Source organism: Bradyrhizobium icense, assembly GCF_001693385.1.
GTDB lineage: Bacteria > Pseudomonadota > Alphaproteobacteria > Rhizobiales > Xanthobacteraceae > Bradyrhizobium > Bradyrhizobium icense.
In genome coordinates this window covers 3,883,688-3,898,664 of the sequence record NZ_CP016428.1, presented here as the reverse complement: position 1 = coordinate 3,898,664, position 14,977 = coordinate 3,883,688, and the positions used below count along the sequence as shown (strand labels likewise).

The following is a 14,977-nucleotide window of genomic DNA, read 5'->3' as shown; positions in this document are numbered from 1 at the left end:
TTCTTTTCGATCAGCCTCTCGCCGGCTCAGTGCGCCAGGATCGCCAGCAGCAGCAGCGCGACGATGTTGGTGATCTTGATCATCGGGTTGACGGCGGGACCGGCCGTATCCTTGTAGGGATCGCCGACGGTGTCGCCGGTCACGGCTGCCTTGTGGGCGTCCGAGCCCTTGCCGCCGAAGTGACCGTCCTCGATGTACTTCTTGGCGTTGTCCCAGGCGCCGCCGCCCGAGGTCATCGAGATCGCCACGAAGAGGCCGGTCACGATCACGCCGAGCAGCATGGCGCCGACGGCGGAGAACGCCGCCGACTTGCCGGCCGCGCCACCGCCCGCGATCGCGTAGATCACGAAGTAGACGAAGATCGGCGACAGGACCGGCAAGAGCGACGGCACGATCATTTCCTTGATCGCCGCCTTCGTCAGCAGGTCGACCGCCTTGCCGTAGTCTGGCTTGTCGGTGCCCTGCATGATGCCGGGCTTCTCGCGGAACTGGCGCCGCACTTCCTCGACGATCGCACCCGCCGCACGGCCGACCGCCGTCATGCCGAGCGCGCCGAACAGATATGGCAGCAGGCCGCCGAACAGCAGACCGACCACCACGTAGGGGTTGTTGAGCGAGAAGTCGGGCAGCACACCCTGGAAGTACGGATGCTTCGGAGCGTTGGCGATGAAGAACTTGAGGTCTTCATTGTAGGCTGCGAACAGCACCAGCGCGCCGAGACCGGCGGAGCCGATCGCGTAACCCTTGGTGACCGCCTTGGTGGTGTTGCCGACGGCGTCGAGCGCGTCGGTCGACTTGCGGACTTCCTTCGGAAGGCCGGCCATTTCGGCAATGCCGCCGGCGTTGTCCGTAACCGGACCGAAGGCGTCGAGGGCTACGATCATGCCGGCCAGCGCCAGCATCGTCGTGGTCGCAATTGCGATGCCGAACAGGCCGGCAAGGCTGTAGGTGACGAGAATGCCGGCGATGATCACAATGGCGGGCATCGCGGTCGCTTCCATCGAAATCGCCAGACCCTGGATCACGTTCGTGCCGTGGCCCGTGACCGAGGATGAGGCGATCGACTTCACGGGCCGATAGTCGGTACCGGTGTAGTATTCGGTGATCCAGATGATCAGGCCGGTGACGGCGAGACCGATGACGCCGCATTGGAACAGCGCCATACCGGTGTACTTCACGCCCGCCAGCTCGCCGAAACCGATCAGCCAGTGGATGACGGCCGCGACGCCGAGCAGCGACAGCGCGCCGGTCGCGATCAGGCCCTTGTACAAGGCCCCCATGATCGACTGGCTGGCGCCGAGCTTGACGAAGAAAGTGCCGATGATCGAGGTGATGATGCAGACGCCGCCGATGGCGAGCGGCAGGGTCATCATGCTCACCAGAAGCGGCGATGTCGCGAAGAAGATCGCCGCCAGCACCATGGTGGCGACCGCGGTCACCGCATAGGTCTCGAACAGGTCGGCCGCCATGCCGGCGCAGTCGCCGACGTTGTCGCCGACGTTGTCGGCAATGGTCGCCGGGTTGCGCGGATCGTCCTCGGGGATGCCGGCCTCGACCTTGCCGACGAGGTCGCCGCCGACGTCGGCGCCCTTGGTGAAGATGCCGCCGCCGAGACGGGCGAAGATCGAGATCAGCGAGGCGCCGAAGCCGAGCGCCACCAGCGCATCGACGACGACACGGTCGTTGGCCTTGAGACCCATGAACTGGGTGAGATAGGCAAAGTAGATGGTGACGCCGAGCAGCGCGAGACCGGCCACGAGCAGGCCGGTGATCGCGCCCGCCTTGAAGGCCAGTTCGAGGCCGCCGGCCAGCGAAGTGGTCGCCGCCTGCGCGGTACGCACGTTGGCGCGAACCGAGACGTTCATGCCGATGAACCCGGCGGCACCCGACAGCACCGCGCCGATCAGGAAGCCGATCGCAACCAGCATGCCGAGGAAATAGGCCAGCAGCGCGAAGATCACGACGCCGACCATCCCGATCGTCATATACTGACGGCGCAGATAGGCCTGCGCGCCTTCGGCGACAGCCGCCGCAATTTCCTGCATGCGCGGATTGCCGGCGTCCGATTTCAGAACGGAAGACGTAGCCCAGATGGCGTAGACAATCGAAAGCGCTCCGCAGAGCACAATCACCCATAATGCTGTCATTGAATTTGCCTCAGATTTTTGTTCGTTCCACCCCGCGCGCCATCGCCGCGGTCGCGGCGGACGCATAAAAAGGAGGCCTTCCCTGCCCAGAAGGGCGGCCTCAAATCGGGCGGGACCATGCCAAAATCGTCCCTCCGGCGCAATGTCGCGGAGGGCGGAAACCGTCGATTTTTGAAAGGAATCACCCGGAATACATCCAGCCAATTGCCGGCTGGGCAGCATCGGGCATTTGGCCCAGCCCGAATACAAGAGCCCGCCCGACCCCAGAGGGATCGGACGGGCTCACGAGCCATTCCAGTACATCCGTGAAACGACCGTTCCGAGGCTTTAGACCAGCGACAGGTTTTCCGCGCTTACCTTGCCCCGCATCTTGTCAGTCTTGAGTTCGAACTGAACCTTCTGACCTTCGGCCAGCCCGCCAAGGCCGGCGCGCTCGACGGCGGAGATGTGCACGAACACATCCTTGCTGCCATCGCTCGGCTCAATGAAACCGAAACCCTTTTGACCGTTGAACCACTTCACTGTTCCCGTAGCCATTTTCTCTTCTCCAAAGCACACAGGCTTTTCATTCCGCGCGGCGATCGCACGGATTCAAATCCAATCTCGACGATGTCTCTGGAAAGAAGCCCCGTGGGGCGCGTTCAAAAAGGCACGGCGGCAATCGAATGCGCTACAACCTATAGGTTTCCAGCGAGATTGCAATGGCCGGCAGGAAATAAAGCCGACGGCAGGATGCAATGTCTTCAAAAATGACTGTAGGACAGCCGTTCCAGCGCGATTTCCTTGCCCTCTTTGTCGACGAACTTCGGAACTGAATTCCCGGCGACGATCGTTCCGATGGAACTGAGCGCAACTCCTGCGCGCTGCACGGCAGCTTCGAAGGCTTGGACACGATCTTCCGGAATCGTGCAGAGGATCTCGTAATCGTCGCCACTGGCGATCAATGTCTCCAGCCCGACAATGCCGCGCGACACCAAACCCTGTGCAGCGCCCGACAACGGCACCTGCTCCAGATCGACCACGGCAGATACGCCCGAGACGCCGCAGAGCTTTGTCAGATCGCCTGCCAGCCCATCCGATACATCCATCGAAGCACTGGCGTATTCGCGAACGATCTCGGCCATCGCAACGCGCGGCTGCGGCACGCGATAGCGCCCGACCAACATCTCCCGCGCGGCTGTATCGGATGCCGCGGCATGGACCTTTCCGCCCCTGAGGATGGCGAGCCCCAGCGCGGCGTCGCCGATTGTGCCCGTTACCATGACACGCTCGCCGGGTTTGGCGCCGCTGCGATGGACCATCTTGCCCGGCGGCACGCGGCCGAACGCGGTGACCGAAACCATCAGCGGTCCCGGCGTCGACACGGTATCGCCGCCGACCAGCGGACAACCGAACAGCGCAGCATCCTCACCGAGCGCCGTTGCGAATGGTTCTAGCCAGGCCTCATCGGCGCTGCGCAAGGCCAGCGCCAGCACGAATCCGGCCGGCGTCGCGCCCTTCGCGGCGAGGTCGCTGAGATTCACCCGCAACGCCTTGCGTGCGACAGTCTCGGGGGGATCGTCGGGCAGGAAATGCACACCCTCGACAATGGCATCCGTCGTCACCACGACGTCATCGCCGGACGGCTTCAGCGCTGCAGCGTCGTCGTCGAGGCGGAAGGCGCCGGGATCGGTCGCAAGCGGCCGGAAGTATCGCGCGATCAGCGAGTCCTCGCCGGACGCTGGCTTGCCGCTAGCCACGCGCGAACTCGTCGGCGCGAAATTGCCGCGCGATCTGATCGAGCACGGCGTTGACCATGCCGGTCTCGTCCTTTTCGACGAAGGCATGCGCGACGTCGACATATTCGGATACGACCACGCGGCCCGGCACGTCCTTGCGGTGCTCCAGCTCATAGGAGCCGGCGCGCAGCACCGCGCGCAAGATCGCGTCGATCCGCTTCAAGGGCCAGCCCTTCTGCAGCGCGTCGTCGATCAGGGGATCGAGTCTCGCCTGGTCGCGGACCACGCCCGACACCACGTCGCGGAAAAACGCAGCTTCCGCGGGCAGGTATTTCTCGCCTTCGACCTCGTTGCCGAGCCAGTGGCTTTCGAACTCGGCGAAAATGTCATTGATCCCGGCGCCCGCGATGTCCATCTGGTAGAGCGCCTGCACGGCAGCGAGCCGCGCCGCGCCGCGGCGGTTGGCTTTCCTGTCGGGAGCTTTAGCGGGTTTCTTCTCTGCCATCGCCTAAGCCTTTGCCAGCCGGCGCTTGATCCGCAGCATCGCAAGTGCCGCGCGCGCGGCATCGCCGCCCTTGTTGAGTTCGCTGGCGCGCGCCCTTGCCCAGGCCTGCGCCTCGGTATTGACGGTGATGATGCCGTTGCCGAGCGGAACTTTTCGCGCGACCGAAAGATCCATCAGCGCGCGGGAAGATTCCATCGAGACGATCTCGAAATGGATGGTATCGCCGCGCACCACACAGCCGAGCGCGATCGCCGCATCATACGGCTTGCCGTTCCTGTCGCCGGCATCGAGCGCGATCGCGATCGCGGCCGGAATTTCCAGGGCGCCGGGCACAGTAATGACGTCGTGCGCCACGCCAGCGGCTTTCAGCTCGGCGACGGCACCTTCCAGCAGCGCGTCCTGGATGTCGTCATAGAACCGCGCCTCGACAATCAGCGCGCGCGCGCCTGTGATGTCGGTCTGGTCTTTCAGCGGTGCGCGCCGTGCGTCTGCCATCGTTCAATCCGTTTCACTCTGGTACTGGCGCGTTATGTAGTCGCCGCGGGTGGCTAAGCCAAGCACGAACTCGCGACATCGTCATTCCGGGATGGTCCGAAGGACCAGATCCGGAATCTCGAGATTCTCGGGTGCGCAACTGCGCACCCCAGTTCGATGCCAACGCATCGCCCCGGATGACGGCTGAGCCGTCACTTCATTTCCGACAGCCGCGCCGCGTAGCGGGCCATCAGATCGACCTCGATATTGACCTCGCTGCCAGCCGCCCAGCCGCCAAGCGTGGTGACGCTCAGCGTATGGGGAATGATCAGCACCGAAAATGTGACGTCCGCGACGGTATTCACGGTCAGCGACACGCCATCCAGCGTCACCGAACCTTTGGCGGCGATAAAACGCGCCAGCTCGCGCGTGGTGCGCAGTTCGAACCGGGCCATATCGGGCAGATCGTCGCGCCTGACGATGGTGGCGATGCCGTCGGCATGGCCAGCAACGATATGACCGCCGAGTTCGTCGCCGATCTTCAGCGCCCGTTCGAGATTGAGTTTCGTGCCCTTGGCCCAAAGCCTTGCCGTGGTCATGCCGAGCGTCTCTGCGGCCGCATCGACGTCGAACCAGGTCTTGCTGCCTTCGATGCCTGAAGCAACCACCGTGAGGCAGACACCGTTGCAGGCAATCGAGGCCCCGTCGGCAATGGTCGTCTGATCGTAGCGGCAGGCGATCCGCATGCGATGTAACTGGCCCTGCGCCGTCGGCGTCAGGGCGACGATTTCGCCGATGTCGGTGACAATTCCGGTAAACATTAGGCGCGCTCGTAAATAGTCAGGGTGTCTTTGCCGAGCGTTTCGCTAGCACGTGTCTTGAATGCGGGCGACCCGGTGATTGACGGGAGCGGCAATGCGTCCAGCGCGGGAATGCCGTCAGTGCCGATGGCCTCAGTCCCGCGCAGCAGCCAGATTTCATCGACAAGGCGAGCGGCGACGAAGGACGCAGCGACCCGCGAGCCGCCTTCTACCATCAGCCTTGTAATGCCCTTGTCGGAGAGCGCCTCCAGCGCGGCCACCAGATCGAGCCCCGGCGGGTTCGCGGAAGCCGCGACGCGCATCACCTGAGCGCCGGCCGCGCCGAGTTTCACGGCCGCCGGCGCCTCGGCAAAATCTGAAGTCATCACCCAGAGTGGCGTCCGCCGCGCGGAGTGAACCAGCTTGCTGATGCCGGGCAGCCGCAGCGCGCGATCCAGCACCACTCGCACCGGCGACCGGGCTTCCATCCCCGGCAGGCGGCAGGTCAGCAGCGGATCGTCCGCCAGCACGGTGCCGATCCCGACCAGGATGGCGTCGCATTGCGCTCGCAACAGATGCACCCGCGTTCTTGCCGCCTCGCCCGTAATCGCAACGGGCTGGTGGCCGGCGGCAGCGATCTTGTCGTCGGCGGAGACGGCGAGTTTCAGGGTCACATGCGGACGCTTGTCGCGGACGCGGCGGAAATGGCCGGCGTGATCGCGCGCGGCCTCCTGAGCACCGAGCCCGACATCGACCGATATCCCGGCCGCGCGGAGCTTCGCATGCCCCTGCCCGGCCACCTCCGGATTGGGATCCTCGATCGCCGACACCACGCGCGAAATGCCGCATGCGATCACGGCATCGACGCAAGGCGGCGACTTGCCGAAATGCGAACAGGGCTCCAGCGTCACATACAGCGTCGCGCCCCGAGCCGCCTCGCCGGCACGCCTCAAGGCCTCCGGCTCGGCATGCGGTCGCCCGCCCGGTTGCGTCCAGCCCCGGCCGACGATAACGCCGTCCTTGACCACGACCGCGCCCACCGCCGGATTCGGCCAGGTCCGCCCCATTCCGCGCCGGCCGAGCGACAGCGCAAGCTGCATGAACCGCTGGTCCGCCGCTTTGGACTCTTTGAGTTTCTGCCCGTACTGGTCTTCCAGGATGCGGAAGATCATTTGCGCAACGTGGCGATCCGCGCTTCGTCCTCGCCTGAGAGCTCGCCAAGCACGGTCTCAAAATCCTTGGCTTCGCGGAAGTTGCGGTAGACGGAGGCGAAGCGCACATAGGCGACGTCATCGAGCTGGCGCAGATGCTCCATCACGATCTCGCCGATCGCCTCCGAGGAGACCTCCGCCTCGCCGCCGCTCTCGAGTTCGCGCACAATGGCTGAGACCATCTTCTCGACCCTTTCCGGATCGACCGGCCGCTTGCGCAAGGAGATCTGCAGCGACCGGACCAGCTTGTCGCGGTCGAACGGTACCCGGCGCCCGTTGCGCTTGATGACCGTCAGTTCGCGCAACTGCACCCGCTCGAAGGTGGTGAAGCGGAAGTTGCAGGCGATGCATACCCGCCGACGCCGGATCACGGCCGAATCCTCGGTCGGACGCGAATCCTTCACCTGCGTATCGAGACTGTTGCAGCTAGGACAACGCATCCAACGGGACCTTCGACTTGCGAGACCTACTGATAGATTGGGAAGCGATCGGTAAGCGCTTTGACCCGCTCCTTGATCGCTGCTTCGGCCAGCGGCGCCTTGCCGTCCTCCGACTGCGCCAGGGCGTTGAGCACTTCGGCGATCATACCGCCGACCTGCTTGAACTCGGCGACGCCGAAGCCGCGCGTGGTCGCCGCCGGGGTGCCGAGACGCAGGCCCGAGGTGACGAACGGCTTTTCGGGATCGAACGGGATGCCATTCTTGTTGCAGGTGATCGCGGCACGCACCAGCGCCTTCTCGGACACGTTGCCCTTCAGGCCCTTGGGCCGGAGATCGACCAGCATCAGATGGTTGTCGGTGCCGCCGGATACGATGTCGAGGCCATGGCCGCGCAGCGTCTCGGCCAGCGCCTTGGCGTTTTCGACGACGTTCTTGGCGTAGACCTTGAAGTCCGGGCGCAGCGCCTCGGCGAACGCCACCGCCTTGGCCGCGATCACGTGCATCAGCGGACCACCCTGCAAGCCCGGGAAGATCGCCGAATTCAGCTTCTTGGCGAGCGCCTCGTCGTTGCAGAGGATCAGGCCGCCGCGCGGGCCGCGCAGCGATTTATGCGTCGTCGTGGTGGTGACGTGGGCGTGCGGCACTGGCGAGGCATGGACGCCGCCCGCGACGAGGCCGGCGAAATGCGCCATGTCGACCAGCAGATAGGCGCCGACGCTATCGGCGATCTCGCGGAAGCGTTTGAAGTCCCAGGCGCGCGAATAGGCCGATCCGCCGGCGATGATCAGCTTCGGCTTCACCTGCTCGGCCTGCTTCGCCACCTCGTCCATGTCGATGATATGATCGTCGCGCCGCACCGTGTAATGCGCGGCCTTGAACCACTTGCCGGACATGTTGACGGGCGAGCCGTGGGTGAGATGACCGCCGGCGGCGAGGTCGAGGCCCATGAAGGTGTCGCCGGGCTGCAGCAGCGCCAGAAACGCCGCTTGGTTCATCTGGCTGCCTGAATTGGGCTGGACGTTAGCAAAGCCAGCGCCGAACAGCTTTTTGGCGCGCTCGATCGCCAGCTTCTCGGCGACGTCGACCCATTCGCAGCCGCCATAGTAGCGCGCGCCCGGATAACCTTCCGCGTATTTGTTGGTCATCACCGAACCCTGCGCTTCCAGCACGGCCCGGCTGACGATGTTTTCCGAGGCGATCAGCTCGATCTCGTGCCGCTGACGGCCGAGTTCGCCCTTGATCGCGGCGGCGATTTCCGGGTCGGCCTCGGCGAGCGTGGCCGTGAAGAACGAGTCGGGCGCGGAGCCGGTCTTGGCGCTGGAGGGCGAGGAGGTCATTGGACGAAATATCTCCACCGCCGCAGGCCCTTAGGGGCGAAGCGGGCGGGTCTGGTGTGGCGGTCGAAAGAAGCGCCTGCGAGATACCACATTGGCCGGAATTGGCCAAGCATTTGCGGTACAAGGCTGATATTTATGCAAGATATGGTGGGGGTGAAGCCCCATTCGTCGTCGCCCCGGCCTTGAGCCGGGGCCCATAACCACCGCCGGTACTTGGAATTAGCAAGGCGTCCGCCAAGGCGCCCCTTCCCTGGGGCGCGGCGTATGGGTCCGGCGTTCGCCGGGACGACATCCGGGGTTGTTAAGCAAACCGGTATGGCCCGCCCTTGGCGACCGAGCGCTGGAACGCCGGCCGGGCATGCATGCGTTCCAACCAGGCGGCCAGGTTCCGATACGGCCCGAGCCTGTCGAACACTTTTGCCAGCTCGCCGACAAAACTCATCTGGATGTCGGCGCCGGTCAGCGACGCCCCGACGAAGAACTCCCGCCCGTTCAGCGCGCGGTCGATATAGCCAAGGTGGTTGGCCAGTTCGCTGTCGATGCGCGGATGCAGCGGCGCTCCCGCCTCCTTCAGCCGGCCGACATAAAGGTTGAGCATCAGCGGTAACATCGCCGAGCCTTCCGAGTAATGCAGCCACTCGTTGTAGGCCTCGTAGTCCGCGCTGCCGGGCGCCGGCATCATCGCGGGCTTGTCTTTTCCCTGGCCGTAGCGGCGGATGATGTAATCGACGATGGCGCCGGATTCGGCGATGGTCATGTCGCCGTCAGTGATGACGGGCGATTTGCCGAGCGGATGAATCTCTTTCAACTCCGGCGGCGCCAGCCGGGTCTGCGCGTTGCGCTGATAACGCTTCATCTCATAGGGCGTGCCGAGTTCCTCCAACAGCCACAGAATTCGCTGCGAGCGCGAGTCGTTGAGATGATGGACGGTGAGCATGGGGCTTCCTCGAATTTTGTTGGAGCGCAGTGGTTCAACCGGTGCGATACGAAGGCGTGATCGCCAATTGGAATCGTTATGGCGCAAAGGAGGCCAGGGCGGACGCGCGTTAATTCAAACCGGCTCAATCGAGCAGCAGGCGACCGGCAGGCTCGGTGCGATCGCTTCCGCTTTTGAGGACGACGATCTCGCCGCTGGCCGGCGAGACGCCGGTCAGCGCAAAAATGTTCGCGCCGTGCGTCACGATGAGCAGGTTTCCGCGCGACGTCCATTTGGCGATGCGCGCGCGGGCGCCCGCAGTAAGCGCCTCTCGTTGATCGCGCAGCACCACGACATTGCCGAATGTCGCCTCGGTTTCGATCGTGCCGAGGTCCAGCAACTTAGCGGTGTCGACGCATCGGCACCACGGCGAGCTCAGGATCGTTTCAAACGCAATCCCTTCCCGCTTGAGCCGCGCACCGATTTTCTCGGCGTCGGCCCTGCCCTTGGCGCTCAGGTTGCGCTGGGTGGCACAGTCTTCGACGCGGAAACCGGGCGGATCGCCGAAGCCCCCCGGCGCATCGGTATGCCGCATCAGCGCGACATGCCCCCCAGCGCGCAACGCCTTCCAGACATTGGCGGCTTCGTCGGCGGTGGCGATCTCCGCCGAACCGAACAAACCGAGGAGGAGCGCGAAGATGGCAAAGCGAATGCAGGACATGGCAAGCGACCTTGCTAGAAATACGCAATCAGGCGCCCCGCGCAGATGACGCCGAGCCACAGCAGGATCGACAGCAGTGCAGTCACCTTGGCTGCGCCGGACGCCTTGTCACCCCAGCGCCCAACATGGCGCCATGGGACGGCATGCGCAATCACGATGTTGATCAGCGCCGCGCCGATCAAAAGCAGCTTGGCCTGGAACGCGGGATTTTTCACGACATGCGAAGCATCGGCGCTGAACAGCAAAAAGCCCATGCTGATTGCGAGCACAAAGCCTGCACGCGACACCGGCAACAACAATTGCGCCATCGGTTGAATGGCAATCGTGCGCCCGAGCCCCAGCAGCCTCAAATCGAGCGCCAGGATGGATCCGACCAGGATCACGAAGCCGATGATGTGCAGAATCTCGACCGCGGGATAAAGCGCAGGCGAAGAGCGCATCGCATGACCCAGCGCGCTTTCCTGCAAAGCCAGGAAGACCGATGCGGCCGGCTGGTGTTCCACGTGCGGCTTACCGCAATTCGATGCGCTTGCCGTCGAGCACGATATATTCGATCCGCGCCTCGTCCGGCTTGCTGCTGTGAGGATAGCCGAACACGGTGCAGGTCTTGCCGGGTGATATCAGCTCACGCGTCGCGCCACGCGCCTGCATGCGCAACGGCGGCGCCAGAACGAAGTGCCAGTGCTTGCCGCCGATTTCCATCTCGATCTGACAATGCGGATTCTCGAAGGTGGATTTGAGGATCTTGCCGGTGACGGTGAACGATTTTGACGTATCGTAGCCGCCCCAGCCGTGATGGGCGACGGCGGAAGCCGGCACAAGGCTGGCCGCTAGCGACAGAAACAAACGACGGGTGAGTGAGGTCATGGCGAGCCTCCGTTGCTATTAGGAACAGTATCGATCTGCCCCTTGCGCCCTCATTCCTGCTTCCAAAATCGCTCGTTGGGCGCCAACCCCGCCGGGTCGGAGGAATAGTCGGGCTTGATGCGATCGAGGAAGTACATGTTCACCAGACCCTTATGCTTAACCTCGACGGCGCCGCGGGCCTCTGTCTCGAAGCGTCCCTTGATGTACTGCCAGGTGGCTTCCGAAATACTGATGCGACCAGGAACGCCGGCGGCTTCCACCCGTTCCGCAACATTCACCGTGTTGCCCCAGATATCATAGGTGAATTTGTGCTTGCCGACGACGCCGGCAATCACCGGCCCGGTATTGATTCCGATCCGCGCCAGCCAGGGCGGCAGGCGCAGCTTCTCCCGTTGCCGGTTCAACTTGGCCAGGTGATCCAGTATCTGCAGCGCGCATAGCGCGGCGTCCATCGCGTGCGAGCGATTGGGCTCCGGCACGCCGCCAACGGCGAGGTACGCATCGCCGATCGTCTTGAGTTTTTCGAGGCGATGTCTTGCGATGATATCATCGAACCTGGTGAAGTGCTGGTCGAGTTGATCGATGACGCTCGCCGGCTCCATCGTTTCGACGATGCGGGTAAATCCGGTGAAATCAATGAAGACGACGGTCGCAGAATCGAAGAAGCGCGGCCTGACGCGCTCGCTGGCCTTGAGCTCGGCTGCGATGGAAGGCGGCAGGATGTTGAGGAGTAGCCGTTCCGACTCAGATTTCTCGGCAACAGCGCGGTCGCGGGCCTTCTCCAACTGGCGCAGCATCTCGTTGCGCTCAAGCAACTGGCGACGCAATTCCAGATGCACCATCGTTTGCCGTGACAGCCTTCGTAGAGCTTCGCGCTGCTCGAAGCTGAGCTCGCGCGACTTGAAGTCGATGACGCACAGCGTACCCAGGGCATGGCCATCCTGCGTGATAAGTGGAACGCCGCAGTAGAAGCGGAGCTGCAAGCCGGTCGTCACGAGCGGACTGGTGTTGAATCTTTGATCGCTGACGAGATCGGGAACGTAGAGAATATCGTTGTTGCAGATCGTGACCTGACAAATCGAAATTTCGCGGGGGCATTCGGAAAGATCCGGCGGAAGACCGTATTTGGCCTTCATCCACTGCCGCGACGGGTCGACGAAGCTGATCAGAGCGGCCGGGCAGTCGCATATCTGCGCCGCCAGCTCAGTGATTTCATCGAACCCAATTTCCGGTAGCGTGTCGAGGATGGCATAGCTCGCCAGTGCCTCAAGCCGTTCAGGCTCATTGGCCGGAATCGCCATGTCCATGACAAGCCCTCCGCCGGATCTACCAAGAAAATCTATGGCGGAGTGCACATGGCAGGCAAGGCCTCCTTGTGGAGGGCCCTGCTTCGAGCTGCTTGTAGTGCCGATCAAGCGCGTCGGGACGCGCAGTCCGGACCATGCCCCCTGCCTTACAATCCCGTATACCCCGCCTTCACCGGATCGTTGCTGCCGTCGAGCTGGCGTAGATAGGTGAGCCCGCACACTGTCAGCCGGTGCGGATCCTTCTCGCCCGCCTCAACCAGCGTGGTGAGATAGGCCGTTACCTTGGCCCGCGCCTCGTCACTGGCAGCGGCGCTGCAGTTCAGAAGCAGGTCATAGGTTTGCATGATCCGTTCGATCGCGGCTTCCATGGATTTCTCCTGAGTTGCGTGATGCGGGTGATCGTCAGGCCAATGCGCCTGCTTCGAACGTGGCGATCGCCTTGTTGGCGAGCCTGAGCCGGTTGAATTCGCCGCGCCGGAACATCTTCACGATGATTGTGAGCAATCGTTCGTCGGTGACCAGGGTGTCGGCGATGGCGCCGCTTTTGCGAAGGTAGTTTGAGGCAATCGAGTAGGCATCGCCCACCACCTCAAAATTCATGACCTGAATACCGCGCTCGACCAGCATGCCCTCACCTGTTTTGTGGCCGGGCCGATAATTCGCAGGTGCGAAGATGGTTCCACTGCGAGAAGCCGCGATTTCTTTCGGAAATTGCGTCAGTTGGCGGAAATGCGGAGATTTCCCTTCAAAAACAAAATGCACCGGAACCGGATGACCGGCGCCGATGCTTTTTTGGCAGGGCTTACTGCCTCGCCAGTTCATTTGTCCGCTGTTGGCTGCCGATCTTCTGGATGGCCGGCTTGGCCGCAAGGCAGACGAGATTCATTCGTTCTGACGCGCTTTCGTGGCGAGAACCGGCTCCACCCCGGACTGAAGTCCGAAGGCGTGCTTGGCGCGAAAACGCTTGCGAATTCTCAGAGCCGATACAGGATCTGGTCGGTCCAGAACCGCTCGAGGCGGTGCAGCGACTTGTTCAGCGTCGCGAACTCCTCGTTCGAGATGCCGCCGACCTGCTCCACCGTCTTGACGTGCTTCTGGTAGAGCGCATCGACGATCTTGCGGATCTCCTGGCCCTGCGCGGTGAGGCGAATGCGGACCGAGCGGCGATCCACGCGCGAGCGCTGATGATCGAGGAAGCCGAGCTCGACGAGCTTCTTCAGGTTATAGGAGACGTTGGAGCCGAGGTAGTAACCGCGCGTGCGCAGCTCTCCCGCGGTCAGCTCCTTGTCGCCGATGTTATAGAGCAGCAGAGCCTGCACCGAGTTGATGTCGGCGCGGCCGCGGCGATCGAATTCGTCCTTGATGACGTCGAGCAGCCGGCGATGCAGCCTCTCGACCAAAGTCAACGCTTCCAGATAGAGCGGCTGCACCGGAGTTTGACCGGCAGAGCGTTCAGCGGTTTCCACCGCCGTTGCAACGGCTTTGATCATGACACTTCCCCTGTCGTCGTTTTTCGACTTATTTCGACGAAACTTCTGTCCCGCCTGATAGGTTCAACTTAAGGGGGCGGTTTGAAGATCCGCTTAAATAAGACAATAAAGAGATCATGAATTTAACAGAGTGAATTGTGGATTAAGCCCCATGGATCAAGGCTTTTTGCAACATTTCATTGACGTTGGAAGCGCCCTGTTCACGCTTCGTCTGCGTTCCCTGTCGCATTCGGAAACAGGTGCGTCTGAAATCGAAACGCTCGCGTAAGATGTGTGGTGGAACTCTTTACGGCCTTTAACGGTGACCAAATCGTTACGGGCAAATTTCTTGAAAATTGTACGGGATCGCGTGGCAGATTCTGCACGCGGATGGATTATGGCGGAAAACTGACACGTTGAAGGAGGCTACTCTGCTCCCTCGTCCCGCTCTTGCGGGGACAGGTTGGCCAGAGTCCTACGGCGGTCGCTCGCGCGCGGCCATCCAGGCGAGTGCGAGGTACGCGGCCAGCATCACGGCTTCGAGCGCCACGACCGTCAGGCTGCCGCCGTAGATGCCCGGAAACATCAATTCGATCACCGCCATCGACACCACGGTGGTGAGCCACACCACCGCGCCCCAAGGCGTCGCGAGCCAGAGGCCGACGGCAGCGACGAGTTCGATGACGGCGAAATAAACGGTGGCGGTCTGCCAGGCCATCGACTGGTTCTCGAATGCCTCTTCCTCGCCGCCGATGAAGCCGGTGACCTGCGCCCAGTGGTACAGGCCCTTCATGATCGACACGACCGCCATGACGCGCAGGAACAGCACCAGCCGACGCGTCCACACATTATCGTCGGGCTCGATCCGTTCCGACGACATCGCTGCCATCGACATGGCCTTATCCCGTCCCTGGTCGCGCGCCGAAGCGTCAGACATCAAAGTTGACCTCGGGAATCAGGGCGGAACGCGTGCTGGAATTTCCTCATGGCCTCATCTCTTGGCCCGGGGGGCTGGCAAAATCAATTGCCGATGAGATAGATCAAGGCTCGGTGACGGGGCAGCGG

At 62.9% G+C, this 14,977-nt stretch carries 18 protein-coding genes; all 18 read right to left on the bottom strand.

Features of this window, described 5'->3' with window-relative positions:
• Positions 1 to 26: 26 nt before the first annotated feature.
• The 18 genes from LMTR13_RS18355 to LMTR13_RS18270 all read right to left on the bottom strand — a co-directional run bounded on the left by LMTR13_RS18355 (position 27) and on the right by LMTR13_RS18270 (position 14,849).
• Complete coding sequence (locus tag LMTR13_RS18355; protein WP_065729064.1) at positions 27 to 2,147, bottom strand: sodium-translocating pyrophosphatase; 2,121 nt, start codon at positions 2,145 to 2,147, stop codon at positions 27 to 29.
• A gap of 327 nt (positions 2,148 to 2,474) precedes the next feature.
• Positions 2,475 to 2,684, bottom strand: coding sequence for a cold-shock protein (locus LMTR13_RS18350; protein WP_028345703.1), 210 nt, complete (start codon positions 2,682 to 2,684; stop codon positions 2,475 to 2,477).
• 206 nt (positions 2,685 to 2,890) lie between these two features.
• Positions 2,891 to 3,886 (bottom strand): thiamine-phosphate kinase, encoded by a 996-nt coding sequence (thiL, locus tag LMTR13_RS18345; RefSeq protein ID WP_065729063.1) that lies wholly within the window; start codon positions 3,884 to 3,886, stop codon positions 2,891 to 2,893.
• A complete protein-coding gene (gene nusB, locus LMTR13_RS18340; protein WP_065729062.1) occupies positions 3,879 to 4,370 on the bottom strand; it encodes a transcription antitermination factor NusB in 492 nt (163 codons plus the stop codon). The genes thiL and nusB overlap by 8 nt, the downstream gene beginning before the upstream one ends.
• Before the next feature lie 3 nt (positions 4,371 to 4,373).
• Positions 4,374 to 4,865, bottom strand: coding sequence for a 6,7-dimethyl-8-ribityllumazine synthase (ribH, locus tag LMTR13_RS18335; RefSeq protein ID WP_065729061.1), 492 nt, complete (start codon positions 4,863 to 4,865; stop codon positions 4,374 to 4,376).
• A 191-nt stretch (positions 4,866 to 5,056) separates the two neighbouring features.
• Entirely contained in the window at positions 5,057 to 5,665 is a 609-nt protein-coding gene (locus LMTR13_RS18330; RefSeq protein WP_065729060.1) for a riboflavin synthase, read from the bottom strand.
• Positions 5,665 to 6,816: a bifunctional diaminohydroxyphosphoribosylaminopyrimidine deaminase/5-amino-6-(5-phosphoribosylamino)uracil reductase RibD gene (gene ribD / locus LMTR13_RS18325; RefSeq protein ID WP_065729059.1), complete on the bottom strand. Its 1,152-nt coding sequence runs from the start codon at positions 6,814 to 6,816 to the stop codon at positions 5,665 to 5,667. Before ribD ends, LMTR13_RS18330 begins: the two co-directional genes overlap by 1 nt.
• Positions 6,813 to 7,295 (bottom strand): transcriptional regulator NrdR, encoded by a 483-nt coding sequence (nrdR, locus tag LMTR13_RS18320; protein ID WP_028345697.1) that lies wholly within the window; start codon positions 7,293 to 7,295, stop codon positions 6,813 to 6,815. The genes ribD and nrdR overlap by 4 nt, the downstream gene beginning before the upstream one ends.
• Positions 7,296 to 7,321: 26 nt before the next feature.
• Positions 7,322 to 8,632: a serine hydroxymethyltransferase gene (gene glyA / locus LMTR13_RS18315; RefSeq protein WP_065729058.1), complete on the bottom strand. Its 1,311-nt coding sequence runs from the start codon at positions 8,630 to 8,632 to the stop codon at positions 7,322 to 7,324.
• 301 nt (positions 8,633 to 8,933) lie between these two features.
• Positions 8,934 to 9,569, bottom strand: coding sequence for a glutathione S-transferase family protein (locus tag LMTR13_RS18310; RefSeq protein WP_065729057.1), 636 nt, complete (start codon positions 9,567 to 9,569; stop codon positions 8,934 to 8,936).
• Between the two features lie 124 nt (positions 9,570 to 9,693).
• Positions 9,694 to 10,269 (bottom strand): histidine phosphatase family protein, encoded by a 576-nt coding sequence (locus LMTR13_RS18305; protein WP_065729056.1) that lies wholly within the window; start codon positions 10,267 to 10,269, stop codon positions 9,694 to 9,696.
• A 14-nt stretch (positions 10,270 to 10,283) separates the two neighbouring features.
• Positions 10,284 to 10,772 (bottom strand): DUF6644 family protein, encoded by a 489-nt coding sequence (locus tag LMTR13_RS18300; protein ID WP_197521126.1) that lies wholly within the window; start codon positions 10,770 to 10,772, stop codon positions 10,284 to 10,286.
• A gap of 7 nt (positions 10,773 to 10,779) precedes the next feature.
• A complete protein-coding gene (locus tag LMTR13_RS18295) occupies positions 10,780 to 11,136 on the bottom strand; it encodes a DUF6152 family protein (RefSeq protein ID WP_065729055.1) in 357 nt (118 codons plus the stop codon).
• A gap of 50 nt (positions 11,137 to 11,186) precedes the next feature.
• Entirely contained in the window at positions 11,187 to 12,443 is a 1,257-nt protein-coding gene (locus tag LMTR13_RS18290; RefSeq protein ID WP_065729054.1) for an adenylate/guanylate cyclase domain-containing protein, read from the bottom strand.
• Positions 12,444 to 12,589: 146 nt separating this feature from the next.
• Entirely contained in the window at positions 12,590 to 12,811 is a 222-nt protein-coding gene (locus tag LMTR13_RS18285) for a hypothetical protein (protein ID WP_065729053.1), read from the bottom strand.
• Positions 12,812 to 12,845: 34 nt separating this feature from the next.
• On the bottom strand, positions 12,846 to 13,070 hold the full coding sequence (locus tag LMTR13_RS18280; RefSeq protein ID WP_065732784.1) for a hypothetical protein: 225 nt from the start codon (positions 13,068 to 13,070) through the stop codon (positions 12,846 to 12,848).
• 347 nt (positions 13,071 to 13,417) lie between these two features.
• Positions 13,418 to 13,933 (bottom strand): transcriptional regulator LdtR, encoded by a 516-nt coding sequence (gene ldtR, locus LMTR13_RS18275; protein WP_028345688.1) that lies wholly within the window; start codon positions 13,931 to 13,933, stop codon positions 13,418 to 13,420.
• 454 nt (positions 13,934 to 14,387) lie between these two features.
• Positions 14,388 to 14,849 (bottom strand): DUF6163 family protein, encoded by a 462-nt coding sequence (locus LMTR13_RS18270; protein ID WP_065729052.1) that lies wholly within the window; start codon positions 14,847 to 14,849, stop codon positions 14,388 to 14,390.
• Positions 14,850 to 14,977: the final 128 nt, after the last annotated feature.

What these genes read in the sequence shown, in the direction of transcription:
- LMTR13_RS18355 (WP_065729064.1), bottom strand. Translation starts at nt 2,147, where the DNA reads ATGACAGCATTATGGGTGATTGTGCTCTGCGGAGCGCTTTCGATTGTC.
- LMTR13_RS18350 (WP_028345703.1), bottom strand. Translation starts at nt 2,684, where the DNA reads ATGGCTACGGGAACAGTGAAGTGGTTCAACGGTCAAAAGGGTTTCGGT.
- nusB (WP_065729062.1), bottom strand. Translation starts at nt 4,370, where the DNA reads ATGGCAGAGAAGAAACCCGCTAAAGCTCCCGACAGGAAAGCCAACCGC.
- ribH (WP_065729061.1), bottom strand. Translation starts at nt 4,865, where the DNA reads ATGGCAGACGCACGGCGCGCACCGCTGAAAGACCAGACCGACATCACA.
- LMTR13_RS18330 (WP_065729060.1), bottom strand. Translation starts at nt 5,665, where the DNA reads ATGTTTACCGGAATTGTCACCGACATCGGCGAAATCGTCGCCCTGACG.
- ribD (WP_065729059.1), bottom strand. Translation starts at nt 6,816, where the DNA reads ATGATCTTCCGCATCCTGGAAGACCAGTACGGGCAGAAACTCAAAGAG.
- nrdR (WP_028345697.1), bottom strand. Translation starts at nt 7,295, where the DNA reads ATGCGTTGTCCTAGCTGCAACAGTCTCGATACGCAGGTGAAGGATTCG.
- glyA (WP_065729058.1), bottom strand. Translation starts at nt 8,632, where the DNA reads ATGACCTCCTCGCCCTCCAGCGCCAAGACCGGCTCCGCGCCCGACTCG.
- LMTR13_RS18310 (WP_065729057.1), bottom strand. Translation starts at nt 9,569, where the DNA reads ATGCTCACCGTCCATCATCTCAACGACTCGCGCTCGCAGCGAATTCTG.
- LMTR13_RS18305 (WP_065729056.1), bottom strand. Translation starts at nt 10,269, where the DNA reads ATGTCCTGCATTCGCTTTGCCATCTTCGCGCTCCTCCTCGGTTTGTTC.
- LMTR13_RS18295 (WP_065729055.1), bottom strand. Translation starts at nt 11,136, where the DNA reads ATGACCTCACTCACCCGTCGTTTGTTTCTGTCGCTAGCGGCCAGCCTT.
- LMTR13_RS18290 (WP_065729054.1), bottom strand. Translation starts at nt 12,443, where the DNA reads ATGGACATGGCGATTCCGGCCAATGAGCCTGAACGGCTTGAGGCACTG.
- LMTR13_RS18285 (WP_065729053.1), bottom strand. Translation starts at nt 12,811, where the DNA reads ATGGAAGCCGCGATCGAACGGATCATGCAAACCTATGACCTGCTTCTG.
- LMTR13_RS18280 (WP_065732784.1), bottom strand. Translation starts at nt 13,070, where the DNA reads ATGCTGGTCGAGCGCGGTATTCAGGTCATGAATTTTGAGGTGGTGGGC.
- ldtR (WP_028345688.1), bottom strand. Translation starts at nt 13,933, where the DNA reads ATGATCAAAGCCGTTGCAACGGCGGTGGAAACCGCTGAACGCTCTGCC.
- LMTR13_RS18270 (WP_065729052.1), bottom strand. Translation starts at nt 14,849, where the DNA reads ATGTCTGACGCTTCGGCGCGCGACCAGGGACGGGATAAGGCCATGTCG.